General features: G+C 65.9%; 22 protein-coding genes and 1 pseudogene. 7 read left to right on the forward strand and 16 right to left on the reverse strand.

The window, feature by feature from the left end:
- Nucleotides 1-4 precede the first annotated feature (4 nt).
- Together ACVWY0_RS14070 and ACVWY0_RS14075 are read right to left on the reverse strand one after the other, a co-directional pair.
- Complete coding sequence (locus ACVWY0_RS14070) at nt 5-904, reverse strand: ParA family protein (RefSeq protein WP_056342349.1); 900 nt, start codon at nt 902-904, stop codon at nt 5-7.
- Nucleotides 905-1,140: 236 nt separating this feature from the next.
- Entirely contained in the window at nt 1,141-2,487 is a 1,347-nt protein-coding gene (locus tag ACVWY0_RS14075; protein ID WP_485837228.1) for a cation:dicarboxylate symporter family transporter, read from the reverse strand.
- A 141-nt stretch (nt 2,488-2,628) separates the two neighbouring features.
- Between ACVWY0_RS14075 and ACVWY0_RS14080 the strand changes: the two genes are divergently transcribed.
- Together ACVWY0_RS14080 and ACVWY0_RS14085 are read left to right on the forward strand one after the other, a co-directional pair.
- Entirely contained in the window at nt 2,629-4,269 is a 1,641-nt protein-coding gene (locus tag ACVWY0_RS14080; RefSeq protein ID WP_485837229.1) for a sensor histidine kinase, read from the forward strand.
- Nucleotides 4,266-4,979 (forward strand): response regulator, encoded by a 714-nt coding sequence (locus tag ACVWY0_RS14085; RefSeq protein WP_485837230.1) that lies wholly within the window; start codon nt 4,266-4,268, stop codon nt 4,977-4,979. The genes ACVWY0_RS14080 and ACVWY0_RS14085 overlap by 4 nt, the downstream gene beginning before the upstream one ends.
- 15 nt (nt 4,980-4,994) lie before the next feature.
- Here ACVWY0_RS14085 and ACVWY0_RS14090 read toward each other — a convergent pair whose 3' ends face one another.
- The 3 genes from ACVWY0_RS14090 to ACVWY0_RS14100 form a co-directional block, all read right to left on the reverse strand.
- Nucleotides 4,995-6,092, reverse strand: a complete 1,098-nt coding sequence (locus tag ACVWY0_RS14090) for a pyridoxal-phosphate-dependent aminotransferase family protein (protein ID WP_485837231.1) — start codon at nt 6,090-6,092, stop codon at nt 4,995-4,997.
- 41 nt (nt 6,093-6,133) lie between these two features.
- Nucleotides 6,134-7,573, reverse strand: coding sequence for an NCS1 family nucleobase:cation symporter-1 (locus ACVWY0_RS14095; protein WP_485837232.1), 1,440 nt, complete (start codon nt 7,571-7,573; stop codon nt 6,134-6,136).
- Between the two features lie 267 nt (nt 7,574-7,840).
- Nucleotides 7,841-9,739, reverse strand: a complete 1,899-nt coding sequence (locus ACVWY0_RS14100) for an acetate--CoA ligase (RefSeq protein WP_485837248.1) — start codon at nt 9,737-9,739, stop codon at nt 7,841-7,843.
- 173 nt (nt 9,740-9,912) lie between these two features.
- Between ACVWY0_RS14100 and ACVWY0_RS14105 the strand changes: the two are divergent.
- The 4 genes and pseudogenes from ACVWY0_RS14105 to ACVWY0_RS14120 all read left to right on the forward strand — a co-directional run bounded on the left by ACVWY0_RS14105 (nt 9,913) and on the right by ACVWY0_RS14120 (nt 14,239).
- Nucleotides 9,913-10,573, forward strand: a pseudogene (locus ACVWY0_RS14105) (GntR family transcriptional regulator).
- Entirely contained in the window at nt 10,566-12,086 is a 1,521-nt protein-coding gene (locus tag ACVWY0_RS14110) for an MmgE/PrpD family protein (RefSeq protein ID WP_485837233.1), read from the forward strand. Before ACVWY0_RS14105 ends, ACVWY0_RS14110 begins: the two are co-directional and overlap by 8 nt.
- Before the next feature lie 33 nt (nt 12,087-12,119).
- Nucleotides 12,120-13,025 carry a methylisocitrate lyase gene (gene prpB, locus ACVWY0_RS14115; protein WP_485837234.1) on the forward strand — a complete coding sequence of 302 codons (906 nt, stop codon included), beginning with the start codon at nt 12,120-12,122 and terminating at the stop codon, nt 13,023-13,025.
- Nucleotides 13,026-13,099: 74 nt separating this feature from the next.
- On the forward strand, nt 13,100-14,239 hold the full coding sequence (locus ACVWY0_RS14120; protein ID WP_058929420.1) for a bifunctional 2-methylcitrate synthase/citrate synthase: 1,140 nt from the start codon (nt 13,100-13,102) through the stop codon (nt 14,237-14,239).
- A gap of 108 nt (nt 14,240-14,347) precedes the next feature.
- On the opposite strand, the gene ACVWY0_RS14125 is transcribed toward ACVWY0_RS14120, so the two are convergent.
- The 10 genes from ACVWY0_RS14125 to ACVWY0_RS14170 form a co-directional block, all read right to left on the reverse strand.
- The gene (locus tag ACVWY0_RS14125) at nt 14,348-14,821 is read right to left on the reverse strand and encodes an 8-oxo-dGTP diphosphatase (RefSeq protein WP_058929421.1); all 474 of its coding nucleotides are present in this window, start codon (nt 14,819-14,821) and stop codon (nt 14,348-14,350) included.
- Between the two features lie 30 nt (nt 14,822-14,851).
- A complete protein-coding gene (xerD, locus tag ACVWY0_RS14130) occupies nt 14,852-15,835 on the reverse strand; it encodes a site-specific tyrosine recombinase XerD (RefSeq protein ID WP_485837235.1) in 984 nt (327 codons plus the stop codon).
- Nucleotides 15,835-16,497 (reverse strand): NUDIX domain-containing protein, encoded by a 663-nt coding sequence (locus tag ACVWY0_RS14135; protein ID WP_485837236.1) that lies wholly within the window; start codon nt 16,495-16,497, stop codon nt 15,835-15,837. Before ACVWY0_RS14135 ends, xerD begins: the two co-directional genes overlap by 1 nt.
- 25 nt (nt 16,498-16,522) lie before the next feature.
- Nucleotides 16,523-18,268, reverse strand: coding sequence for a CTP synthase (gene pyrG, locus ACVWY0_RS14140; RefSeq protein ID WP_485837237.1), 1,746 nt, complete (start codon nt 18,266-18,268; stop codon nt 16,523-16,525).
- 88 nt (nt 18,269-18,356) lie between these two features.
- On the reverse strand, nt 18,357-20,096 hold the full coding sequence (gene recN / locus ACVWY0_RS14145; protein ID WP_485837238.1) for a DNA repair protein RecN: 1,740 nt from the start codon (nt 20,094-20,096) through the stop codon (nt 18,357-18,359).
- Nucleotides 20,097-20,099: 3 nt separating this feature from the next.
- Nucleotides 20,100-21,125, reverse strand: a complete 1,026-nt coding sequence (locus tag ACVWY0_RS14150) for an NAD kinase (RefSeq protein WP_485837239.1) — start codon at nt 21,123-21,125, stop codon at nt 20,100-20,102.
- Between the two features lie 13 nt (nt 21,126-21,138).
- The gene (locus ACVWY0_RS14155) at nt 21,139-21,951 is read right to left on the reverse strand and encodes a TlyA family RNA methyltransferase (RefSeq protein ID WP_252609107.1); all 813 of its coding nucleotides are present in this window, start codon (nt 21,949-21,951) and stop codon (nt 21,139-21,141) included.
- A gap of 2 nt (nt 21,952-21,953) precedes the next feature.
- Nucleotides 21,954-22,184 (reverse strand): hypothetical protein, encoded by a 231-nt coding sequence (locus ACVWY0_RS14160; protein WP_485837240.1) that lies wholly within the window; start codon nt 22,182-22,184, stop codon nt 21,954-21,956.
- 9 nt (nt 22,185-22,193) lie between these two features.
- Complete coding sequence (locus ACVWY0_RS14165; RefSeq protein ID WP_485837241.1) at nt 22,194-23,183, reverse strand: HAD-IIA family hydrolase; 990 nt, start codon at nt 23,181-23,183, stop codon at nt 22,194-22,196.
- Nucleotides 23,184-23,189: 6 nt separating this feature from the next.
- Complete coding sequence (locus tag ACVWY0_RS14170) at nt 23,190-24,083, reverse strand: hypothetical protein (RefSeq protein WP_485837242.1); 894 nt, start codon at nt 24,081-24,083, stop codon at nt 23,190-23,192.
- Between ACVWY0_RS14170 and ACVWY0_RS14175 the strand changes: the two genes are divergently transcribed.
- The gene (locus ACVWY0_RS14175) at nt 24,036-24,917 is read left to right on the forward strand and encodes a hypothetical protein (protein WP_485837243.1); all 882 of its coding nucleotides are present in this window, start codon (nt 24,036-24,038) and stop codon (nt 24,915-24,917) included. The two genes, ACVWY0_RS14170 and ACVWY0_RS14175, sit on opposite strands and share 48 nt — an antisense overlap.
- A 609-nt stretch (nt 24,918-25,526) precedes the next feature.
- Here the strand turns inward: ACVWY0_RS14175 and ACVWY0_RS14180 are convergent.
- Nucleotides 25,527-25,943: transposase (locus tag ACVWY0_RS14180; protein ID WP_485837244.1), on the reverse strand; the 417-nt coding region annotated here is incomplete at its 5' end.

The following is a 25,943-nucleotide window of genomic DNA, read 5'->3' on the forward strand; positions in this document are numbered from 1 at the left end:
GTGTTTAGGGTGCGCCGCCGCGCGAAATCAGCTCTTTGGCCAGGCGGCGGTAGGCATCGGCGCCGATGTGGCTGCCTGCGTAGCTGGTGATCGGCTCGGCCGCGACGGTGGCGTCCGCGAACTTGATGGAGCGTTTGATGACGGTCTCGAAGACTTTGTCACCGAAGGCTTCCACCAGGCGAGTGATGACTTCGCGGCTGTGGAGCGTACGGGCGTCGTACATGGTGGCCAGGACGCCATCAACCTGCAGGCCGGGGTTCAGCCTGTCCTGGACCTTGTCGATGGTTTCCACCAGCAGGGCTACCGCACGGAGTGCGAAAAACTCGCAGATCAGCGGGATGATCACGCCGTGGGCGGCGGTCAGGGCATTGACCGTCAGCAGGCCCAGGGAGGGCTGGCAGTCAATCAGGACGACGTCGTAATCGTCTTCGACTTTTTTCAGCGCCCTGTCCAGGACCTGCTCACGGGCGACTTCATTGACCAGCTGCACTTCTGCGGCGGAGAGGTCGATGTTGGCCGGCAGCAGGTCCACGTTTTCGACGCCGGTCTGGTGGATGGCGTCGCGGATGTCCACCTTGCGGTCCATGAGGACGTTGTAGACCGTCAGGTCCAGTTCGTGCGGGTTGATGCCCAGGCCCGCGGACAGCGCGCCCTGCGGGTCGAAGTCAACCAGCAGCACCCTGCGGCCGTATTCGGCCAGGGCCGCTGCCAAGTTGATGGTGGACGTGGTCTTGCCGACGCCGCCCTTTTGGTTGACCATGGCGATCACGCGCGCGGGACCGTGGGACGACAGCGGGGCGGGTTCCGGAAATTCGCGGTGGGGGCGCCCGGTGGGACCCATCACGGCGTCTTCCAGATCGAGTTCCGTGCCTTCCAGAGTTGCCGAACCCTGTTCGCTGCTCACGTATCTATCCACACTTTCGATGACGGTGATTTTCCTGCCGCTGGAACTCCAGCGCCGATCCTGCTTTCCACCTAGGCTACAGGCCCCGACACGGTATTCGAGGGAACTTGACTTTGCGTGGATTCTGAGCCTTGACCTTCTGGTAGAGGTCGAAGGTTAGCCTCCCGCACGCAGGAACCGCCCGCACAGCCTGGGCTGTGCGGGCGGTCCGCAGCTTGGTCAGATTCAGTGCCGCCTTAGGCGTTGACCAGCACAGGCTCGGCCTTGGGGTCCTTGGCTTCCGGCTCGCCATGTCCGGCGATCATGGTCTGCTCGTCGAAGGGAGCCTGGCCCGAGAGAACTTCGCCGACCTGCTTGTTGTCGATTTCCTTGACCCAGGTCCCAATCAGCACGGTGGCAACCGCGTTGCCCGTGAAGTTGGTCAGGGCCCGGGCTTCGGACATAAAGCGGTCGATGCCAACGATCATGCCCACGCCACCCAGCAGCTCCGGCTTGTGTGCCTGGAGTCCGGCAGCCAGAGTTGCCAGGCCTGCACCGGTCACTCCGGCCGCGCCCTTGGAGGCAATGATCATGAAGATGAGCAGGGATACCTGGGCACCCAGGTCCAGCGGCGTGCCCATGGCATTGGCCACGAACAGCGACGCCATGGTCAGGTAGATTGCGGTGCCGTCCAGGTTGAAGGAGTATCCCGTGGGGACGGTGACGCCGACAACCGGCTTGGAGACGCCCAGGTGTTCCATCTTGGCGATCAGGCGCGGCAGGGCCGCTTCGGACGAGGACGTCGAGAAGATCAGGAGGTATTCGCGGGCCAGGTACTTCATAAGCTTGAAGATGTTGACGCCGGCAACCAGCTGCAGGAGTCCGCCAAGGATGATCACGATGAACAGGGCGCAGGTGATGTAGAACGCGACCATCAGGGTGAACATGCTCACGATTGCCGCGACACCAGTGGCGCCGACCACAGCGGCGATGGCACCGAAGGCGCCCACCGGGGCGAGCCACATGATCATGATGAGGATCCTGAAGACCAGTCCCTGGCCATGGCCGATCGCCTTCAGGACAGGAGCGCCCTGCGGGCCCATTTTCTGGAGGGCGAAGCCCACAAGGATGGCGGCGAGGAGTGTGGGCAGGACCGGGATGTCGCCGGGAATGATGCCCAGGAGGAAGGCGACGGTGCTGTCTACTTCGGCCTTCTTGGTGGGGTCGTACGCCGCAAGCTTCAAACCTTCACCCGGGTGGATGAGGTTGCCTACCACCAGGCCGATGCCCAGGGCGAAGGTGGACATGAGCACAAAGTAGCCCAGGGCCAGGCCGCCCACCTTGCCGACCGTTGCGGCTTTGGCGATGGAGCCGATTCCCAGGACGATGGTGCAGAAGATGATCGGTGCAATCATCATTTTGATGAGCTTGATAAAGCCGTCACCGAGGGGCTTCAGTGATTTGCCGACCTCGGGGAACAGCAGGCCGACGACGGCGCCCAGGATCACGGCGGCAATAACGGCAATGTAAAGGTAGTGGGATTTGTCCAGGCCCTTGCGCCGCGTCTTCACGGTGCCGAGCGACTCTCCTCGTTGAGAGGCCATGATGTGTCTCCTTATGGATAATCTGGTAGACGCTGCGGCGCATTCTCTGGGCTCACCGCGTCGGTCCGGTGTGATATCCATCATTGGCCACACCGTGACTTAGCTCACTGTTGCGTTCATATTGGTCATGGGAGGTGCTTGATGATTCACCGCTGGAGTATCGCCCGCAGGCTGTTCGTGGCGAATCTGCTGATTGTGCTGGCCTTCATTGCGGTGGCGGGCACCGCAACGTTCGTCGATGCCAGGGACCGGAGCTATGAGGAAGCCGGCCGGCGGATGGCCGGGGTTGCTGCCGCCGTCGCCGCTAATCCGCTGGTCCTCCAGGCAGCGGACCATACGGATCCGTCGGCGTTGCTCCAGCCCTACGCCCTGGACGTCATGGCCGGATCCGGAGCGGACTTCCTCACCATCATGGCGCCGGACAGAACGCGGTGGACGCACCCCCGGGACGAGGAGCTGGGCAGGCCGTACATCGGCTCCATCGAGGCGTCGCTGCGTGGCGAGGTGTTCACCGAGGTCACCGCAGGAACGCTGGGGCCGTCGGTGCGGACGGTTGTTCCGGTCAAGGATGCCGCGGGGAACGTCAAGGCGCTGGTTGCCGCCGGCGTCACGGTCCGGACAGTTGACGTGGCGCTTTCCGGCCGGCTACCCGCACTGCTGGCCTTCGGCCTGGCCCTGCTCGTGGGCGGATCCTTGGCGTCCTGGCTGTTGGGCCGCTACCTGCGCCGCGTGACCAGGGGGTGGGGGCCGGAGCAGCTGGCGCAGCTGTTCGCCTACTACGAATCGGTCCTGCATTCCGTGCGTGAGGGGCTGATCCTGATCGACACCAAGGGCCGGGTGGTGATGTACAACGACCAGGCCGCTGAGCTGCTGGGACTGGAGCCGCGCGACTCGGAAGACGATCCGTCCCGGCCGCCCTCCCTGACGGACCTCCCGCTGGCCCCCAGCCTGAAGGAGCTCTTTGAATCCGGCCGCACGGCCCACGACGAAATCCACCTGACGGGCCCGCGGATCGTGGTGGTGAACCAGGGTCCGGCCGTCGGGCCCGACTCTCCCGGCCTCCGCCGCCCCGCGGTGTTCGGCACCGTGTCCACCATCCGGGACCGGACGGAGATCGAATCGCTGGGCAGTGAACTCGAAACGATGCGGACGCTGTCCGACGCCCTCCGCGCCCAGACCCACGAGCACGCCAACCGGCTGCACACCATGGTTTCGCTGCTGGAGCTGGGCCGAACCCGGGAGGCCTTGGAATTCGCCACCAAGGATCTCGAACTGAGCCAGCAGCTGACCGACGAGATGGTGAGTTCCGTGGACGAGCCGGTTCTCAGCGCCCTGATCATGGGGAAGGCCGCCGAAGCGAATGAGCGCGGAGTGAAGCTGACGCTCTCCACCGAGGGGTCCGCGTCCGTTGCCGGCCTGGCTGTCCAGGACCTTGTCACCATCCTGGGAAACCTCCTGGACAACGCGATCGACGCCGCCGCGGATGGCGCGGCTCCCAGGACGGTGGAGCTGACCGTGGAGTCCGATGCCGAGGGCCTGGACATCACTGTGGCGGATTCCGGCCCCGGCGTGGACCCCGCCGCCGTGGAGGACATTTTCCGGCACGGCTTCAGCACCAAGGCCTCCGGTCCGTTCGGACGCGGCATTGGCCTGGCCCTCGTCCGCCAGGCCGTGCAGCGCCTGGACGGTACCATGACCATCACAGGCAAGGACGGCGCACGCTTCCATGTCTTCCTGCCGGCCATGGCCGCCGGGACCGACAAAGAGGAGCAGTTCCAGTGACCGATATCCGCGTCCTCGTGGTGGAGGACGAACCGCTGGCCTCGGCCGCGCACGCGGCCTATGTGGGGAGGATGGCAGGGTTCACTGTTGCCGGGACGGCCCCTGACGGCCAGTCCGCGCTCAGGCTCCTGACGGATCTGGCGGCCGCCGGCCAGCCGGTGGAACTGGTCCTCCTCGATATGAACCTTCCGGACCTGCATGGCCTGGACATCGCCCGGCGCATGCGTGCGGCAGGGATCCTGGCGGACATCATTGCCATCACCGCGGTCCGGGAAGTGGCGATTGTCCGCAGCGCCGTCGCCATCGGCGTGGTCCAGTACCTGATCAAGCCCTTCACGTTTGCCACGTTCGAAGACAAGCTCTCCAGCTACCGGCTGTTCCGGCAGCAACTGGCTTCCCCGGAGGCCGGTGCCGGCAGGACCGGCGCCTCCCAGAGCGACGTGGACCAGGCCTTCGCAAGCCTCCGGGCGCCGTCGGAACTGCCCCTGCCCAAGGGCCTCTCAGTCTCCACTCTCGACTCGGTCCAGGCGTACCTGAAACAGCATTCGGAATCTGTTTCAGCTACGGAAGTCATGGCCGCCCTGGGCATGTCCCGCGTTACCGCCAGGCGCTACCTCGAATACCTCGCCGACGCCGGCCGCGTTTCGCGAGCGCCCCGCTACGGCACGCCCGGCAGGCCGGAGAACGAATACGGCTGGAAGCGGCCCTGAGCCTACAGAGTGTGGCTAGGCAGCGGAGATGGCTTCCTTGAGAGCCCCCAGCGCCAGAGTCACTGATGCGGCGTTTGCGTTCGGGCCCATCATTCCGATCCGCCAGATGCTGGAAGCGTACTTGCCCGCCCCTGAGCCAATCTCGATGCTGAAGTGCTCCAGCAGATGGCGGCGTACGGCCGCGGAGTCGACGCCGTCCGGGACCTTGACAGTGGTAAGGCTGGGCAGCCGGTGGCCCTCGGCCGCGAACAGCTCAAGTCCCATCTCCTGGAGCCCCGCCTGCAACGCGGCCCCTGCCGCGCGGTGGCGCGCCTGGACCGCGGCCAGTCCCTCGGCCAGGATTCTTTGCAAGCCCGCCTCGAGACCGGCGATCATGGTGACCGGCGGCGTGTGGTGGTAGGTTCTGCCCCTGCCACTGGCGGCCCCGACGTAACCGCCGAGCAGACCGACGTCCAGGTACCAGGAGCGGGGATTCTTGATCCTTCGCTCGAAGGCCCTACCCGACATGGTGAAGGGCGAAAGCCCTGGCGGCACGCCGAGGCATTTCTGAGTGCCGGCATAGCCGACGTCGATTCCCCAGTCGTCTGCCAGGAGTTCCAGCCCGCCGATGGATGTCACGGCGTCGACAATCAACAGCGCATCGCCCTTGTTTTGCCCGAGCGATGCGACGTCGGACAGCACCCCAGTGGACGTTTCGGCGTGGACGGCCGCAATCACCTTCGGCCGCGGGTGGGCCGCCAGGACGCGTTCGACGTCGATGGGCGTGCCCCATTCGTGGTCTACACGAACCACGGTGGCGCCGCAGCGGCGGGCCACCTCACACATGCGCTCACCGAAGAGGCCGTTGACGGCGATCACTGCCACATCGCCGTCGTCCACGGTGTTCACAAAAGCCGCTTCCATGCCGCCGGAACCGGTGACGCTCAATGGCAGCGTGCGGGCATTCTGAGTCCCCCAGACCGTGCGGAGGCCTTCGCACGTGTTGTCGAGCCGTTCAATGAAGACCGGATCCAGGTGCCCAATCACCGGATGCGCCAATGCGGCGGTCACTTCCGGGTAGCAGTTGCTCGGTCCCGGACCGAACAGGAACCGCGAGGTCAAAGCCTGTGGCATTGGAACTCCTTCGTTGGGGGCTCTTGCCCTTGTGGGGCCGGTCAGTGCTTCGGTGCGACGGCGATGTGCTCGCCGTCGACGGCCTCGAACGGCGGGTGGCGGTCCATGATCAGCAGGTAGGTGACGGCGGCCAGGATCGCGCCGACGAACCAGGAGAAGCCGGAGATATAGGTGAACGCCGGGACGAGGGCCAGTACCATCGCTACGATGGCAGCCGGTGTGCCCGCGATGACGGCCTTCCGGTTGACGCCACGGGTGTAGGCATACGCCCCGTCGGGGGAGTCCGAGTACAAATCCGGAATGTTGACCCTGCCCTTACGGACCAGCCAGTAGTCGGCCATGATGACGCCGAACAGTGGTCCCAGGAGGGCGCCCAGCCCGCCGAGGAAGTAGACGATAACCACGGGCGAGTTGTACAGGTTCCAGGGCAGGATCACCAGGCCGATCACCGCGGAGATAATGGCTGCGCGCCGGAAGTTCAGCGTCCGCGGGAAAAGGTGGGCCAGCGTGTATATGGGTGCCACGAAGTTGGCCATGAGGTTCACGGCCACCGTCAGGATGATCAGGGCCAGACAGGCCAGCACCAGCAGGAGCGTGTTCGGGATGGCGTTGACGACGTCGGTGGGCGACTGGATAACCGTGCCGTCGATCTTGTACTGGGCGCCGGCGAGGACAACGACGATGGCGGCGAAGAAGAGCATGTTGATGGGGATGCCGAAGAAGTTGCCCCGCACCACCGACCGCCTGGAAGGCGCGCCCCGGGTGAAGTCGCAGAAGTTCAGTACGAACGTCCCGTAAACGACCACCCACAGCGCGGCCGACTGGAAAATCCGCACCCACATCACCGGGCCTGTCAGTGAGTCAGCGGTGGACCAGGCGATGGTCCCGCCGGCTTCCACCAACATCCAGACGGCCAGCGTGAGCATGGTGACCAGGATGATGGGGCCAGCGAACGCCTCGTACTTGCGGATCATCTCCATGCCGAAGCTCACGATCACCGTCTGCACCGCCCACAACGAAACGAACGAGATCCAGCCCAGGGTCGAGAGCCCGAGGAACGAGTCTGTATCGAGCGGTGCCAGCGACGGCGCGAGGGCTAGGATCAGCACCCGGAGCACCACCGAGGCCAGATAGGTCTGGATGCCGAACCAGGCGACGGCCACGGCGCCGCGGATGATGGCGGGGATATTGGAGCCCCTGATGCCGAACGCGATCCTGCTCATGACCGGGAACGGTACGCCGGTCCGCTCGCCCATGAAGCCCGAAAGGTTCAGGAGAAGGAACAGCAGGACGGCGCCGAGCAGGAAGGCGAGCATGATCTGCCAGGCGCCCAATCCCAGGGCGAACAATCCGATGGCAAACACGTAATTGCCCAGCGAGTGCACGTCGTTCGCCCAGAGCGTGAAGATGCTGTAGGCGTGCCAGGTGCGCCCCTGGCGCGTGGTGGGCGCCAGGTCCTCGTTGTAGAGCCGGGGGCTCACGCCCGCAGGCACCCGGACCAGAGTGGCTGGCTCCCCCTCACGATCTCCTCGACCGCGGGGTCCCCGGTGCCCCACGGCTCAGGGTCAATCAGATGCGGATGCCCGCGCTCGTCATGCGCGCCGGGATCGTGGTGGTGGAACATAATGCAGACCTCCGTGTGGCGGAGAGGGCGTTTCGGGTGAGGAGTGGTGTGGACGGGAACTGGTGCCGCGGATACGGTAACCGCGGGTCAGGTCACAGTCAAGACTTCTGTGCGTCCGGGGGTACTAAACGGCGCCGTCCGGCCGGAGCACGCCCAGCAACTGCCCGATCACCTCGGGATCCTCAATCGTTGAGGGCACAACGTACTCGTCGCCGTCGGCTATCTGGCGCATGGTCTTGCGCAGGATCTTCCCTGACCTGGTCTTGGGGAGTGCTTCGACCACCGTGGCGTGCTTGAAGTCGGCCACCGGCCCGATGTCCTTCCTGACAAGGGCGATCAGCTCGCGGACCAGCTGATCCTCCCCGGCGGTGACGCCTGCTTTGAGCACGACGTAGCCGCTGGCGCGCTGACCCTTGAGGGGATCCGCCACGCCGATCACGGCACATTCAGCGACGGCCGGGTGGCTGGCGATGACCTGCTCAATCGCACCGGTGGACAGCCGGTGGCCGGCAACGTTGATGACGTCGTCAGTCCGGCCCATCACAAAGACGTAGCCGTCGGTGTCCCGGTAGCCGCTGTCGCCTGTGGCGTAGCTGCCTTCAAAGGCCGCCAAGTACGAGGACACATAACGGTCGTCGTTCTGCCACAGGGTGGTCAGAGTACCGGGAGGCAAGGGAAGCTGCAGGACAATGTTGCCCTCCTCCCCCGGCGGCACCGCCGCCCCGGAGCCGTCCACAATCTTCAGTTCGAAGCCGGGCATGGGCACGGTAGGTGACCCGGGCTTGAAGGGAAGGTCCTCCAGCCCGCGCGGGTTGGCGCAGATGGCCCAGCCCGTTTCGGTCTGCCACCAGTGGTCCACCACCGGAACACCCAGGACCTCACCCGCCCAGCGGTAGGTGTCCGTGTCCAGCCGCTCGCCGGCGGCAAACAGCGTTCGCAGCGTGGAGATGTCGTAGTTGGCCAGTTCCGCAGCATGGGGGTCGGCCTTGCGGATCGCGCGCAGGGCCGTGGGCGCGGTGAACAGGACGCTGACCTTGTGGTCCTGCACCACGCGCCAGAACGCTCCCGCGTCAGGGGTCCCCACGGGCTTGCCCTCGTAGAGGACCGTGGTGGCACCGGCCAGCAGCGGGCCATAAACAATATAGGAATGCCCCACCACCCAGCCGACGTCGGACGCGGTCCACATCACGTCACCCGGACCGACGTCGTAGATGTTTGCCATGGTCCAGCTGAGCGCGACAGCATGGCCGCCGTTGTCCCGCACGACGCCCTTGGGCGTGCCAGTGGTGCCCGAGGTGTAGAGGATGTAGAGGGGGTCGGTTGCTGCGACCTCCACGGCAGCCGCCGGGGCGGCAGCGTCCATGCACCGGTCCCAGTCCAGCCAGTCCGGATACTCGGAGGCCGCATGCACAAAACCTTCCCGGCCCTTGACAATGACGGGCGTCTGCCCTGCGCCTGCGAGTTCAAGCGCTTCGGCGACCGCCGGGAGATACTCGACCCGGCGCGAGGGCTCTATCCCGCCGGACGCCGTGACGATCGCGGCCGGACCGGCATCCTTGATGCGGGCGGCGAGTTCCTTGGGCGCGAACCCGCCGAAGACCACCGAATGCACGGCCCCGAGCCGGGCCGTCGCCAGCATCGCGATGGCGGCCTCGGGAATCATGGGCATGTAGATGACCACCCTGTCCCCTTTGCGGACCCCCTGCGAGCGCAGCACACCCGCGAACCGCGCCACGAGGTCCGTCAGTTCGGCGTAACTGTACGTGCGTTTGATTCCCAGCATCGCGGAATCGTAGATGAGGGCATCCTGGTCCCCGCGGCCGGCCTCAACGTGGCGGTCCAGTGCGTTGTAGCTCGTGTTGAGCATGCCATCGGGAAACCATTGGAACAGCGGGGCGGCCGATCCATCAAGCGCGGTTTCCGGAGTCCTGGACCAAGTCACGCCGCCTGCTGCCTCGAGCCAGAAGGCATCCTTCTGTTCGATGCTGCGCGAATATGCTTCCCGGTAATTTCCGCTGACCATCATGGGCTCCCGTTCACGTCGCTGTGTTGCCACCATGCTATGCGGGCAACACGCCGCAAACAAGGTTTGTGTATACATGGATGCGGATATTTCGCTAAAGTACCGGCTTATACTGGGCCATTCGGGAATCTGTGTATACACTGGTGCTCATGAGCAGATTGACGGGAGGGACCATGCGGGCCAGCGACAAAGCATATGCAACGCTTCGCGAAGACATTATCGAATGGCGTCTGACGCCCGGAACGGTCCTCGCCGAAGTGGAGCAGTCGGAGCGCCTGGGCGTCTCACGCACTCCGGTCCGGGAGGCGCTGAGCCGGCTCAGCGCTGAAGGGCTGACGACGGCGGCAGGAGGCCGCGGCGTCGTCGTCACCGACATCTCACTGGAGGACATCGACGAGATGTTCGAGCTCCGCGAAACCCTGGAGGGCAAGGCAGCCGCACTCGCTGCCGAACGCGGCGAGCGCGCGGTCTTTGAGAAACTCCACGCGGATCTCCTGCGGGCGCAGGAGCTGATCAGCGACGCCGATCCCGCCCGGCATGAGTACTACGCCCTGGTGGGCCGGTTGGATGAGGCGATCGACGCCGCCATCTCCAACTCCTACCTCGCCCAGGCGATGCGCAGCCTGCGTGTCCATCTGGTCCGGGTCCGCCGCCTCGCCGCCGATGACGCCCCGCGACTGAACGCGGCCGCCGTCGAACACGCGGCCATCGCGGAGGCCATCGCCGCAGGCAACGCCAGGCTCGCCGAGGCAGCCACCACCCTGCACCTGCACCGCAGCCTTTCCCACGTCAAAGCTACCCACCCACAGCACTAAGAAGGAGCACCATGGTTAAGCTCAACCACGTCCGCGTCTACAAGAGCGAAGAGAACCTCGCCCGTGAAGACCAGCTGGCGCACAAGATCGCCATCGTCGCCGCCGACGCCGTCGAGGTCACGCCCGAGGTCACCGAGATGGTCATCAACCGCGTCATCGACAACGCCTCCGTTGCCATCGCCTCCCTGAACCGCGGCCCGATCGTGGCTGCCCGCGCCCAGGCGCTGACCCACGCACCGACCACCAACGGCAAGGGCGCCGGCGTCTTCGGGATCACGGACCGCGTCTCCCCCGAATGGGCAGCCTGGGCCAACGGCGTGGCCGTCCGCGAGCTCGACTACCACGACACGTTCCTGGCGGCTGACTACTCCCACCCCGGCGACAACATTCCACCGATCCTGGCCGTCGGCCAGCACGTGGGCTCCAGCGGCAAGGACCTGATCCGCGGCATCGCCACCGGCTATGAGATCCAGGTCAACCTGGTCAAGGCCATCTGCCTGCACAAGCACAAGATCGACCACGTGGCGCATCTCGGCCCGTCCGCCGCCGCCGGTATCGGCACACTCCTGGGCCTGGACGTCGAGACGATCTTCCAGTCCGTCGGCCAGGCGCTGCACACCACCACCGCCACCCGGCAGTCCCGCAAGGGTGAGATCTCCACCTGGAAGGCCCACGCCCCCGCGTTCGCGGGCAAGATGGCGGTGGAAGCCGTGGACCGCTCCATGCGCGGCCAGACCTCCCCCGTGCCGATCTACGAAGGCGAAGACGGCGTGATCGCCTGGATGCTGGACGGCCCGGACGCCTCCTACGAGGTCCCCCTCCCCGAGGCCGGCGAAGCCAAGCGCGCCATCATGGACACGTACACCAAGGAACACTCCGCCGAATACCAGGCCCAGGCCTGGATCGACCTCGCCCGCAAGCTCCACACTGAGCACCCCGAGGCAACGGACCCGGCCAACGTGGCGTCAGTCCTGATCAAGACCAGCCACCACACGCACTACGTGATCGGTTCCGGCGCCAACGACCCGCAGAAATACAGCCCCACGGCCAGCCGCGAAACCCTGGACCATTCCATCCCGTACATTTTCACCGTGGCACTCCAGGACGGCTCCTGGCACCACGTTGACTCCTACAGTCCTGAGCGTGCCGGCCGCGCCGACACCGTGGAGCTGTGGAACAAGGTCAGCACCGTCGAAGACCCCGAATGGACCCGCCGCTACCACTCGCTGGACATCGCCGAGAAGGCCTTCGGCGGTTCCGTGGAAATCACCCTGGCTGACGGCACGGTCATCAGCGACCAGATCGCTGTCGCCGACGCCCACCCGCTCGGCGCCCGGCCGTTCGCCCGCCAGCAGTACATCAACAAATTCCGCAGCCTGGCAGCAGGCCTGGTCGCCGAGGCGGAAATCGAGCGTTTCCTCGCGGCCGCCGAAAGCCTCCCGGACCTGGGCCCGGGCGAACTGGACCAGCTGAACATCACCGCCGCTCCGGGTGTCATCGACCTCAGCAACGCACCCGCCGGCCTCTTCTAAGCTCTGCTCACCCACCCTGCACAGGAGCATCAGATGCTGTATTCCAAGACCACCCCGGAACAGAAGCGGATCGCGCTGCGCGACATGCTCGCGTCCGGCACCATCCAACAGTTCCCGGGCGCCTTCAACCCGCTCTCGGCGCGGCTGATCGAGGAAAAAGGCTTCGCCGGTGTTTACGTCTCCGGAGCCGTGCTGGCCAATGACCTTGGCCTGCCGGACATTGGGCTGACCACCCTCACCGAGGTGGCCACGCGTGCCGGGCAGATCGCCCGCATGACCGACCTGCCCACGCTGGTGGACGCGGACACCGGCTTCGGCGAGCCCATGAACGTGGCCCGCAGCATCCAGGAGCTGGAGAACGCCGGACTGGCCGGCTGTCACATCGAAGACCAGTTCAACCCCAAGCGCTGCGGGCACCTGGACGGCAAGAACGTGGTGGACCTGGACACGGCCACCAAGCGCATCCGCGCCGCGGCTGATGCCCGCCGCGATCCGAACTTCCTCATCATGGCCCGCACCGACATCCGCGCCGTTGAAGGGATCGAAGCGGCCAAGGACCGGGCACGGGCCCTCGTGGATGCCGGTGCGGACGCCATCTTCCCGGAAGCCATGAAGGACCTCAGTGAGTTCCAAGCCATCCGTGGCGCCGTGGACGTGCCCATCCTGGCCAACATGACCGAGTTCGGCAAGAGCGATCTGTTCACCGTGGACCAGCTGCAGGGGGTCGGCGTCAACATGGTCATTTATCCGGTCACGCTGCTGCGCATTGCCATGGGCGCAGCAGAGCGTACTCTGGAATCGATCAAGGCAACAGGGTCGCAGGAAGCACAGGTGGAGAACATGCTCACCCGTGCGCGGCTTTATGACCTTGTGGACTATGAGGCCTACAACCACTTCGATACCGGCGTTTTCAACTTCCAAATTCCCGGCGTCCGCTAGGACCCGAGAGCCACCAAGGAGACTGCAAGCATTCCGGCACATCCGGGCTTGCCCAATGAACGAAGGAGGACAGCATGGAAGCTGTTGATATCAAGAAGGGCCTGGCCGGCGTCGTGGTGGACTACACCGCGGTTTCGAAGGTCAACCCGGACACCAATTCGCTGCTGTACCGCGGCTATCCCGTCCAGGAGCTCGCCGCCAGATGCAGCTTCGAGGAAGTGGCCTTCCTCTTGTGGAACGGCGAACTGCCCACCCCTGAAGAGCTGTCCGCGTTCTCTGCCCGCGAGCGCGCCGGCCGCGCCCTTGATCCTGTGGTGAAGAAGATCGTCGACACAATTCCCACTACCGCCCACCCGATGGATGTCTGCCGGACCGCAGCATCCGTCATGGGCGCCCGCCACCCTCTGGCCGAGGACTCCTCGCCCGAGGCCAACATGGCCAAGGCAGTGGATCTCTTCGCCGCCATGCCCGCGGTGGTCGCCTACGACCAGCGGCGCCGGCGCGGCCAGGAAGTCGTGGAGCCCCGGGATGACCTGGGCTACTCGGAAAACTTCCTGTGGATGGCGTTCGGCGAAGACCAGGTCCCGGAGGTCGTGGAGGCCTTCAACGTCTCGATGATCCTGTACGCCGAGCACTCCTTCAACGCCTCCACCTTCACCGCCCGCGTGATCACGTCCAGCCTGTCCGACCTGCACTCGGCAGTAACGGGCGCGATCGGCGCACTCAAGGGCCCGCTGCATGGCGGCGCCAACGAAGCCGTGATGCACACCTTCGACGAGATCGGCATCCGGCCCGAGGAATCACTGGACGAAGCGGCCGCCCGCGCCAGGGCCTGGATGGAGGATGCGCTGGCCCAGAAGAAAAAGGTCATGGGCTTCGGCCACCGCGTCTACAAGCACGGGGACTCCCGCGTCCCCACCATGAAGGCCGCGCTGGACAAGATGATCGCCCACTACGGCCGCCCTGAACTGCTGGGGCTGTACAACGGCCTCGAGCAGGCCATGGACGAGGCCAAGGCCATTAAACCGAACCTCGACTACCCGGCCGGCCCCACCTACCACCTGATGGGCTTCGACACTGCCACGTTCACTCCCCTGTTTGTGGCCAGCCGCATCACCGGGTGGACCGCCCACATCATGGAACAGGCAGCCAGCAACTCCCTGATCCGCCCGCTGAGCGAGTACAACGGACCGGACGAACGGCACGTTCCCTAGTCCTCCCCACCGGCTCCCAAACCTCTGAACGCACGACGGCGGGCCGGTCACCTTTGAAGGTGGCCGGCCCGCCGTCGGCCGTTACGCCAACGCAGAGGTGGGGCGTGATCAGTCCAGCACTTCGCGGACGGTCTCGTTGTCATCGTTCAGGACCACTGTCAGGCGCAAGAAAGACCCCGCAAGCGCGAGCGGCAGCCAGTGCGCGGCGTCCTGCCACATCCGGTCCACCGGCAAGGCGCCGACGTCGAACCATTCCGGCCGGATCTCGGCACTTTCGGCCGGCTGCCCGGTCCAATTGGCTGCGACAAAGAGCCGCGAACTCATGTTCCACTCCGGGCGGGCAGGAAAATCGAAGGTCACCACGCCGGCGTCGCGCAGATCCTCCTGCCGGACCACAATCCCGGCTTCCTCGTGGACTTCGCGGCAGGCAGCCTCTGCGTCCGTCTCCCCCGGCTCAACATGGCCGCCGAGGCCCACCACCTTGCCGCGGCCGAAGCCGGTCTTCTTCAGGCCAAGCAGGACCTGTGGCACACCGGCGGACTCACGGGTGAGAAAGCACAGCGTGACAGGGGTAAACGTCATGCCCCCAACCCTATAGCGTGGCCGCCGGCGTCAGCCCAGCGCCCGGGGGTGGGCTGCTGCGTAAATTTCCCTCAGTGTGTCAGCCGTAACCAGGGTGTAGACCTGCGTTGTGGTAACTGAGGCGTGCCCCAGGAGTTCCTGCACCACGCGGACATCGGCGCCGCCTTCGAGCAGATGCGTCGCGAAGGAGTGCCGCAGTGTGTGCGGGGAAACATCCTTGGTGACGTTGGCTTTGTCCGCGGCCGCCTTCAGGATGGTCCAGGCGCTTTGCCGGCTGATCCTGCCGCCGCGGGCGTTCAGGAACAGGGCGGGCGTTCCCTTGCCCTTCGCCGCCAGCAGTGGACGGCCGCGCACCAGGTACGCGTCCACAGCCCGCGCCCCATAGGATCCCAGCGGCACCAGCCGTTCCTTGGATCCCTTGCCGAACAGGCGGACCACGGCGGGCCCGGCTTCGGCCTCGTGCAGGTCGATGTCGTCAACGTCCAGGCCCACGGCCTCGCTGATCCTCGCCCCGGTGGAATAGAGAAATTCGAGCAGGGCGCGGTCCCTGAGCCCTGTGGCGGTGTCCGTGCCCGCGGCTTCAAGGATCCGGGTGACTTCGTCCACGCTGATGGCCTTCGGCAGCCGTTTGCCCGGCATGGGCGGGTGGACGTCGCTGGCGGGGTCCGTCGTTGTGATCCCCTCCAGAGCCCAGAACTTGTGCAGTCCCCGGACGGCCACCACAGTCCTGGCAGCAGACCGGACGCCCAGGGCCGTGCCGCCGTCGGATCCGTCGTTGAGGGCCATCAGGAACCCCGTCACGTGGTGGCGGGTGACCTGGCCCGGGCCCTGGCAGCCCTCCGCCGTCACGTAACGGGAGTAGCGCGCCAGGTCACGGCGGTAGGCGGAGAGTGTGTTGGCTGCCAGGCCGCGTTCCACGCCCATATGTTGCAGATACTCGGTGATGGCACGGTCGATGGCCGTCTGTGGCCGGACGGGCGGCGTCGGGGCTTCCGCCTCAGTGCTCGCCGTCATCAACGCTGGCTGGGGTGCGCAGGCCAGGGTGCATCCGCGGGACGCAATCCCGCAAAGCCGTCAGCTTTCGCCGCGGCGGCAGCCAGGATTCCGACGACGGCGGACGGATTGTGCAGCCTGCCTTCCAGGACCGCGGCCACGGCGTCGTCCAAAGCGATCCAGTGGAACTCAATCTCGGCCTCCTCATCGGTCCGCTCATGGCGTTCGTGGTGAGGCACGTCGGTGAGGTCCCGGGCGAGGTAGATGCGGATGGCCTCGCTGGAGGAGCCCGGCGAGTTGAAGAAGTCCACCAGGACGTTCCATTCGCCGGCCGCGAGGTCCGCCTCCTCGGCAAGTTCGCGGGCAGCACCCGCCACAAAATCCTCGCCTTCCACATCCAGCAGGCCGGCTGGGATTTCCCAAAGGTCCATGCCCACGGGGTGCCGGTACTGCCTGATCAGCAGAACCTCGCCGGCATCGTTCATGGGCAGGACGGCCACGGCGCCAGGGTGGTCGATGTAGTCCCGGGTCAGGGACTCCCCCGTTTCGCTCAGCTGGAAGCTGTCGCTGACTACATCCCAGATCCGGCCCTCATAGACCTTCTCCGTAGACAGAAGACGGCGCGGGCTCGGTGCATCCGAAACCTGCCGTGCAGCTTGGGGGGGGTCAGGTGTGCCGGGCATCGCGCCGTCCTCTACTTATTCGGTTTTATTTTGCGGCAACCGTACGCAACGGCTTGGCTGCCGGCGCGTCCTGCGCGTTCTGGTGGTCCAGGGCGGCCTTGATGAGCCCGGCGAAGAGCGGGTGCGGCCGCGTGGGCCGTGAGCTCAGTTCGGGGTGCGCCTGGGTTGCCACATAGAACGGGTGGACCTCTCGGGGCAGCTCAACGAATTCCACGAGCTTGCCGTCCGGTGACGTTCCGGAGAACACGAGGCCCTCGGCAGCGATCTGGTCCCGGTACTTGTTGTTGACCTCGTAGCGGTGCCGGTGGCGTTCGCTGACAGTGGTCTTGCCGTAGGTCTCTGCAATGACCGAGCCGTCGTCGAGCTTTGCCTCGTACAGGCCAAGACGCATGGTGCCGCCAAGATCGCCCTTGCCGTCCACGATATCCAGCTGCTCTTCCATGGTGGCAATCACCGGGTATTTCGAATCCGGTTCGAACTCGGACGAGGAAGCTCCTTCGAGGCCCACCACGTTGCGCGCATATTCGATCACCATGCACTGCAGGCCCAGGCACAGGCCCAGTACTGGCAGCTTGGTTTCGCGGGCGTACTTCAGGGCGCCCAGCTTGCCTTCGAGGCCGCGGATGCCGAAGCCACCGGGAACACAGATGGCGTCCACGCCGTCCAGGGACGCCACGGCGCCTTCATGGGTTTCGCATTCATCCGAGGGAACCCAGCGGATCTTGACCTTGGTGTCGTTGGCGAAGCCGCCGGCACGCAGAGCCTCGGTCACGGACAGGTAGGCGTCAGGCAGGTCGATGTACTTGCCCACCAGTGCGATTTCCACGTGGTGCTTGGGGTTGTGGACTGCTTCGAGCAGCTTGTCCCAGCTGGTCCAGTCAACGTCCTTGAACGGCAGGTCCAGGGCGCGGACGATGTAGGAATCCAGTCCCTGCGTGTGCAGGGTCTTGGGGATGTCGTAGATGCTGGGGGCATCCGGGCACCCGATGACGGCTTCGATATCGACGTCGCACATGCGGCCGATCTTGGCGCGCATGGGTTCCGGGACTTCGCGGTCCGAACGGACCACGATTGCCTCGGGCTGGATACCGATGGAGCGCAGGGCTGCCACGGAGTGCTGGGTCGGTTTAGTCTTCAGTTCCTGCGAGGGTCCGATGTAGGGCACCAGGGAGACGTGGACGAAGAAGACGTTGCCGCGGCCGATGTCCTGGCGGACCTGGCGGGCCGACTCGAGGAAGGGCTGCGACTCGATGTCGCCCACGGTGCCGCCGATTTCGGTGATGATGACGTCCGGCGCGTTTTTGCCCTCGGACGGAAGCCGCATGCGCCGCTTGATCTCATCGGTGATGTGCGGGATGACCTGGACGGTGTCACCGAGGTATTCGCCGCGGCGTTCCTTGGCGATCACGGTGGAGTAGATCTGGCCGGTGGTCACGTTGGCTGAGCCCTCGAGGTTTTCGTCGAGGAACCGCTCGTAGTGTCCGATGTCCAGATCCGTCTCGGCGCCGTCGTCGGTGACGAAGACTTCGCCGTGCTGGAAGGGGTTCATCGTGCCCGGATCCACGTTCAGATAGGGATCGAGCTTCTGCATAGTTACAGACAGGCCGCGTGCCCGCAGGAGGTGACCGAGGCTCGAGGCCGTCAGTCCCTTACCGAGCGAGGACGCCACACCACCGGTTACGAAGATGTGTTTGGTCGTCTTGGACGAGCCCGGGAACCGGGAATTTACACGGGAATTTGATCGCTGCACCACGGAATTCGAGCCTATCATCAATTGAGCCTTTCCCCGATCAGGAACTGTCTCCCCAAATGATCCAGTGTGCATGGCGAGGCGCCCTGCGATCAAGGGGTGTCCGCCGTCAGGCCCGCTGCGGCAGCAGTTTTGCGTCGTCCAGCAGCTCCTGGGCGTGCGCCCGGGCCGATTCTGAATCCTCCTGGCCGGCCAGCATCCGGGCGAGTTCCCGCACGCGCTCAGGACCGTCGAGGAGGCGAACATCACTGGACGTGAACCCGGTGGCGGTGCCGCCGTCGGCCCCTCTGACGGATGTCTTGGTGACGGTGATGTGCTGGTCCGCGAAGGCTGCCACCTGCGGCAGGTGCGTGACCACCAGGACCTGCACATGCTGTGCCAGCATGGCCAGCCGGCGGCCAATTTCGACGGCGGCCCGCCCGCCGACCCCGGCGTCCACCTCATCGAACACAAACGTAGGCACCGGATCCACCGCGGCCAGCACCACCTCGATGGCCAGCATCACGCGTGACAGTTCGCCGCCGGAGGCGCCCTTGCCCAGCGGACGGGCCGGGGCTCCGGAGTGCGGCTGGAGCAGGAACGTGATCTCGTCCGCTCCATGCGGTGTCAACTGAGCGGCCGCCTCACGGGTGATCACCAGGGTGGCGTCCGCCATGGCGAGTGCCTTCAGCTCCGCGCTCACCCGGCCGGACAGGTCCTTGGCAGCCTTGGCCCGGATTTTGCTGACGGCGGCTGCCTGCGTCTGCAGTTCCGCTTCGGTCCGGACCACGTCCGCGTCCAGGGCTTCGATCCTGGTGGAGTCGTCCTGCAGCTCGTCGAAGCGGACCCGGGCGTTTTCCGCCCACACCAGGACTTCGTCAATGCTGGGGGCGTACTTGCGGACCAAGGTGGCTAGGGCGGCCCGCCGGTCCTCGATCTCGGCGAGCCGTTCCGGGCCCTCCGAGTCCAGGCCGGCCTGGTAGCTGGCCAGCTCCGTGGCGATGTCGTTAAGCAGGAAGCCCACTTCGGCCAACCGTGCTGCGGCGGACCCGAGCTCGGCGTCGTGCTCGGCCACGTGCTCCAGGGTCCTTTTTGCGACGTCCACGAGGGTGGTGGCGTCGCCCGCGTCACCGTAGTCCTCCGCGATGAGCGCCTGGTGCGCCGTGTTCGCCGCAATCCTGAGCTCTTCCACGTTGGCCAGTTTCACAGCCTCCGCCTTGAGGGATTCGTCCTCCCCCGGCTGCGGATCCACGTTGCTGATTTCGGCCAGGGCGACTTCCAGCGACTCGGCCTCGCGGAGCCTGTCGCGGGCGGCGCTGCGCAGGGTTTCCAGCTCCGCCTGGCTGGCCTTCCAATGGCTGTAGAGCGCCTGGTAGGAGGCCATCGGGCCCGCCAGCGCATCGCCGGCAAATTTGTCCAGGGCGCCGCGCTGGGCGGCCGCCCCCTTCAGCCTGATCTGGTCCGACTGGCCGTGGACCACCACGAGGGTTTCACCGATCTCCGCGAGAACGCCCACCGGGGCGGCCCGCCCGCCCAGGAAGGCCCGGCTGCGCCCGTCCGCACCGAGGCGACGCGCAAGAATAAGCTCAGCGCCGCCGTCGAACTCCTCCACGTCGGCACCCGCTTCAACTGCCCGGGCAATCGCCGGATGCCCGGCGTAGAGCTTGAGGACGGCCTCCGCCGTGGCGCTCTTCGCGCCGCTCCGGACCGCGCCGGCGTCGGACCTCGCCCCCAGCAGGAGGCCGACGGCGGTGACGACCATCGTTTTGCCGGCTCCGGTTTCGCCGGTAACGACGCTCAGCCCGGGGCCCAGCGGCAGCGTGGCGTCGGTGATGACGCCCAGATCGCGGATTCTCAGTTCTTCAAGCATGGTTCACTTTGCGGTCGCGGGATCGGTATCGTCCTCCGGCTGGTCGCCGGAGGCAAGCTGGAGCGGCGGCCTGGGCCCCGGCGTCCGGACGATCGGGATGGGTCCGGTGTGGATGGTCTCCGACTGCGGCACGGGGCCGCGCCAGCCGTGGATGGGGAGTTCAAATTTGCGGACCAAACGCGCTGAAAAGGGCGTCTGGTGCGTCCTGGCCAGCCGCACCGGGGTGGCGGACTTGGTCACTTCAACCCGAGCGCCGGGCGGCAGGTCCACGGAGCGCCGGCCATCGCACCAGAGCACCCCCTGGGCACCGGTGCGGGTGAGGACTTCCACGGCCAGCCGGGACCGGGGCGATACCACCAGGGGTTTGGCAAAGAGCGCGTGGGCGCTGATGGGAACTATTACCAGGGCCTCGACCTCCGGCCAGACGACGGGCCCGCCGGCGGAAAACGCGTACGCGGTGGAGCCTGTGGGGGTGGCCACCACCACGCCGTCGCAGCCGAAGGAGGTCAGCGGGCGCTCGTCCACTTCGGTCACCACCTCGATCATGCGTTCGCGGTTGCCTTTTTCGATCGCGGCCTCGTTCAGCGCCCAGGTGTGCCAGATCTTCTGGCCGCGGACCCAGACCTGGACGTCGATGGTCATGCGCTCTTCAACCGTGTAGTCGCGGCGAGCAATCCATTCCACCGTTTGGGCCAGGTCCGCCCGCTCGCTCTCGGCCAGGAAGCCGACGTGGCCAAGGTTGACGCCCAGCAGGGGTACGTCCACCTCCCGCACCAGCTCCGCGGCCCGCAGGATGGTGCCGTCACCGCCCAGGACCATCACCAGCTCGACGTCCGGCAGCTGTACGTGGTCATGCAGGATCTCCACCGGCTGCGTGAGCTGCCCGAAGAATCTTTCCATGTCACGCAGCTCAGACTCCTGCATGACGGGAACAATGCCGGAGTCATGCAGTTGGGCGCAGGCTTCCCAGGCGGCCTTCAGTGACTCCTCGCGGCCAGTGTGGGCAAGGACAAGTACTCGCCTGCTCATCGGGTTCCGCTTTCTAGTGGTTCGGCCAGATTCGGCCAAGCAATCCGTCAATGGCTGCGAGGCGCTCTTCGATCTTAGGCAGTTCTTGGGTCATCCTGCGCTTTATCCACAGGAAGTATTCGACGTTTCCGTCCTGGCCCGGCAGCGGACTGGCCGCCAAGCCGCATAAGTCCAGTCCGGCGTCGAGCGCTGCATTGGCAACTTTTTCCACTGCCATCCGGCGTTCGCGCTCGGAGGTGACCACGCCGGTGCGGCCCAGCCGGTCCTTGCCGATCTCGAACTGGGGCTTCACCATGAGCACCAGGTCGCCGCCCGGCTGCGTGCACAGCGCCAGGGGCAGGACCACCAGGGTCAGCGAGATGAAGGACAGGTCGGCCACCGTAAGTTCGGCCTGGCCACCGATGTCCTCCGGCGCCATGTACCGCACGTTCATGCCTTCATGCACGGCTACGCGGTCATCGGCGCGGAGCTGCGGGACCAGCTGGTCATGGCCGACGTCGACCGCCACCACGTGTGCCGCACCGCGCCGCAGGAGCACCTCGGTGAAGCCGCCGGTGGAGGCGCCGGCGTCCAGGCACCTCTTGCCCGCAACAGTGACCTCCGGGAATACGTCCAGAGCGCCCGCCAGTTTGTGCCCGGCCCGGCTGACGTAGCTGTCCTCTTCCGTGTGTTCGACCGACAGGTCCTTGCCGTCGTCGACCTGGAGGGACGCCTTGGACAGGACCTGCCCGGCTGAGCTCACCTTGCCCTCGGCAATCAACGAAGCAGCGTGGGTCCGGGACCTGGCCAGGCCGCGGGCGACGAGCGCCTGGTCAAGTCGTGCCATGCTCAAGCTTCTCCTTCGCCGTTTGGGGCCTCTTCGTTCAACGCGTGCAACAGGGCATCGTGGACGTCGCTGTAAACAGCCTCATGCTCAGACACGGGCAACCGTTCGACGCCGTCCAGCGCGGCCGTTATCGCCGCAATGGATGGATCGGTGGATGCCGGCGCCGCTGTGTCCGGCCATTCCGGCGTTGGCTGGGCTGGTTCCGGATGGTGCGGTTCGTTCAGCTCAGTCATTGGACCAGTCTAATGATTGCGCCACTCGAGTTTAGGTTCGGTGGGCAGTGTGGCGTCAGGGACCGCAGTCCACCAGGCGGCGCAGGCGGCCCGCCAGGAATCCAGGTCGCTCTCGCTGCCGCTGACGTGGATAGTGTCACCGCTGACCCGCGCGGTGGAGGCCCCGCAGCGGTGCGTTCCGTCAGTGTGGTCCAGCGCCGGGTAGGGGCGGTGGAGGTCGCTGAGGGAATTGATAATGTAATCCGGGCGTTCCGCAGTGCGTGCGGCCAGGATGGTAGCTGTGGTGTCGACGCCGGTCAGCACTGCCACCGTGGCAAACCCGGCGTTGTTGCCGCCGAGGATGTCGGTGTCCAGACGGTCGCCCACCACCAGCGGGCGGTCAGCCGCGAGCCGTTTGGCGGCGGCGTGGAAGAGCGGGGCCTCCGGCTTGCCGGCAACCCGCGGCGTCTGTCCGGTGGCGGCGGCTACAGCTGCCACCAGGGTGCCGTTGCCCGGGGCTATGCCGCGTGCCTGCGGAATGGACATATCGGTGTTGGTTGCGATCCACAGTGCTCCGGCCGACACGACGTACGCCGCCTCGGCAAGATCTTTCCAGCCGATCCCGGGATTGAATCCCTGGACCACGGCCACCGGATCCTCGTCCTGGCTGTGGACAGGCGTCAGTCCCACCAGTTCGATTTCCTGCGCCAGAGCGGGGCTGCCGGTGATCAGCACCCGGGCTCCGGGGGCGACGAGTGATGCCAGGAGTTCGGCCGCGGCTTGCGAGGAACTGACCACCTGGTCGTCGTCTGCCGGTGCACCCAGTTCACGGAGATGCGCCGCCACCTGCGCCGGGGTGCGAGAGGCATTGTTGGTGACATACCCCAGGCCAATGCCCAAACCCTCCAGTTGCTGCAGCGAGTCCACGGCGCCTGGGATGGCGTGCTGCCCGGCGTAGACCACGCCGTCCAGGTCCGCCAAAAGGGCGTCGAACAGGGAAATCAGTGGAACTTCAGTCATGGCGGGCTAGCTGTCCCGTCCTTCAGAGTGGCCATCGACGGCGTTGTTGCTGTCGTCTGCTTCGCTGTGCTCTTCCTCATCACGCTCGGCTTCACCGGGCTCGGCGTCGCCGGCTTCCAGCTCGTCTGCTTCGAGGGAATCCTCGTCAGACTCGGCGTCATCGGACTCGAAGAAATCCGATTCCACGTCGTCGATGTCTGCATCCACGGCGGCGGCCTCAACGGCAGTCTTGTCCGCGGCTGCTTCGGTCCGGGCAGCAGGCGTGGAAGCAGGGGCTTCGGGGCCTGCGGCAGCGCGCTCCAGCAGACGCCGGCGCTGAGCTTCCTCGCGGGCTTCCTCTTCCTCGTCCCAGCCGAGGTCCACGATGTCGGGTTCCTCATCGACGCCGAGGCCCAGGGCATTTTCAGCCACAACTGCCTGCTTCTGCCATTTTGCCGCCTCATCTTCGCGACCAACGGCCGACAGGGCGTTTGCGTACGCCCGGAACAGCCGCGGGCTGTAGGAGAACGCCCGGTTCATGTCCAGCTGGGCTATTTCAAGTTCAGCCACGGCGGCGTCCAGCTGCCCGAGGTCAGTCCGGGCCCCGGCAGCAACGATGGCCAGCTCAACTTTGCCGGGGGCGTCCAGGTCTTTGGCTTCCTCGGACCGCACCACGTCAAGGGCACGGTCAGGCCGGCCCAGTCCGCGTTCGCAGTCTGCCATCACGGGAAGGTGGACGTTTGAACCGCTGATGCGGCGGTAGGTCCGGAATTCGCGCAGCGCTTCGCCGTAGTGTCCTGCCGCGTAAGCAGTGAGTCCGACGGCTTCCCGGACGGCAGCCAGCCGGCCACCACGCCGGCTCGCGGCGAGGGCATGCTGGAAAGCCAGCTCGGGCTCTTCGTCGATCAGGCGTCCGGCCATTACCAGGTGGCGGGCAACCCACTCGGCGCTCTTGTCTTCCAGGGTCTTGATCTGGTGCTGCGTAGCGCGGTCAAGCTCCTTGCCCGTGACATCCTCATCGATTTCCGGGGAACGTTCGCGGTCCGGGCGGTTGGCGCTGCGAAGATCACGCGCGTTGGGTACACGGACCGGGCGGTCTTCCGCACGGTCCCTGCCAAACTGGCGGGGGCCGGAATCACCACGGTCGAAGCTGCGAGGGGCACGGTCCTGGCGCTCACCGAACGGCTTGCGGTTGTCGCCGCCGGAGAACCCACGACGCTCACCGTCACCTTCGCGGCGCGGACGGTCACCGAAGGGCTTGTTGTCACGGTCACCGTAAGGCTTGCGTTCGCCACCGCCGCTAAAGGGCTTCCGCTCTCCGCCGCCAAAGCTACGACGCTCGCCATCACCTTCGCGGCGCGGACGGTCACCATAAGGCTTGTTGTCACGGTCACCGTAAGGCTTGCGTTCACCGCCGCCGCCGCCGGTGAACGGTTTCCGGTCCCCGCCGCCGATGCTACGACGCTCGCCATCACCTTCGCGACGCGGACGGTCACCAAAAGGCTTGTTGTCACGGTCACCGTAAGGCTTCCGCTCACCACGGCCGCCACCCGTGAACGGTTTCCGGTCCCCGCCGCCACTGAAAGGCTTTCGCTCTCCACCACCGAAGGTCCGACGCTCGCCATCACCTTCACGACGCGGACGGTCACCATAAGGCTTGTTGTCGCGGTCACCATAGGGTTTGCGTTCGCCGCCGCCTGTGAACGGTTTCCGGTCCCCGCCGCCACTGAAAGGCTTTCGCTCTCCACCACCTAAGGTCCGACGCTCGCCATCACCTTCACGACGCGGACGATCACCAAAAGGCTTACGTTCGCCGGAACCAGGCGCGCGCTTCGGAGCCTCTGGGTTACGGTCTTCGCGGGAACGGAATCCGCGCGGGTCGCCGCCAGAATTGTTGTTGCCGCGGAAAGGACCGCGGTCGTTGCCGCCGCGGTTGCCGCCGTTGTGCTCAGCCATGGGGATTCCTCCTGTTATGAGCCGACCACTGGCGCAATCGCAGCCGCTCGTTCCGTGTTTCGTTATCCTACGCAACCCGAAATCAAGCGCTTCGAAGTCCGTACATCTCAGTCAATTCTAGGCGAGACCCCACCAACAGATGACATGGATCCGTCTCCAGACCGCCGTCGTGGGAATGTTCACACTCCCCAGGTGACGCTCTCGCAGTTTCTGCGGGTTTCCGGCGGACGCTCTCTCACTTCCTGTGCGTTTCGGCGTGACGCTCCCGCAGTGGCCTGTATCCCCGGGGGGTGTCCCTATGTTTTTTGTCAAGCGTTGGACCGGGTTTTCTTTCGCAAATGGTGTGACTTGTTTATGGGCAGGGGCGAGTGGCCAGCGGTGTCGCCGCCAGCTGACAGGCCGCTCCGTTCAGGCGCTCTTGGGTCCGGGTGCTTCGTAGAGTGTGCCGTCGCGGAGCATTGCGAAGAGGACGTCGCAGCGGCGCCGTGCGAGGGCGATGAGGGCCTGGTTATGGCGTTTGCCTTCGGCGCGTTTGCGGTCGTAGTACGCCCGTGACAGCGGGTCCTTCAACGCGGCGAATGAGGAGAGGAAGAAGGCCCGTTTGAGGCTCTTGTTGCCCTTCTTGGACGGGTGGTCGCCGCGGATCGAGGTTCCCGACCGCCAGGTCACTGGGGCCAGTCCGGCGTAGGAGGCGAGGTGTCCGGCGGACTTGAATTCCTTGCCCGCAACTTCGGTGAGGATGCGCGCTTCCGTCCTGACCCCGACCGCCGGCATGGAGGTCAGGACGTCGTGAAGAGGGTGGGCCTCCACCAGCGCTTCGACCTG

It is taken from the genome of Arthrobacter sp. UYNi723, from assembly GCF_054057635.1.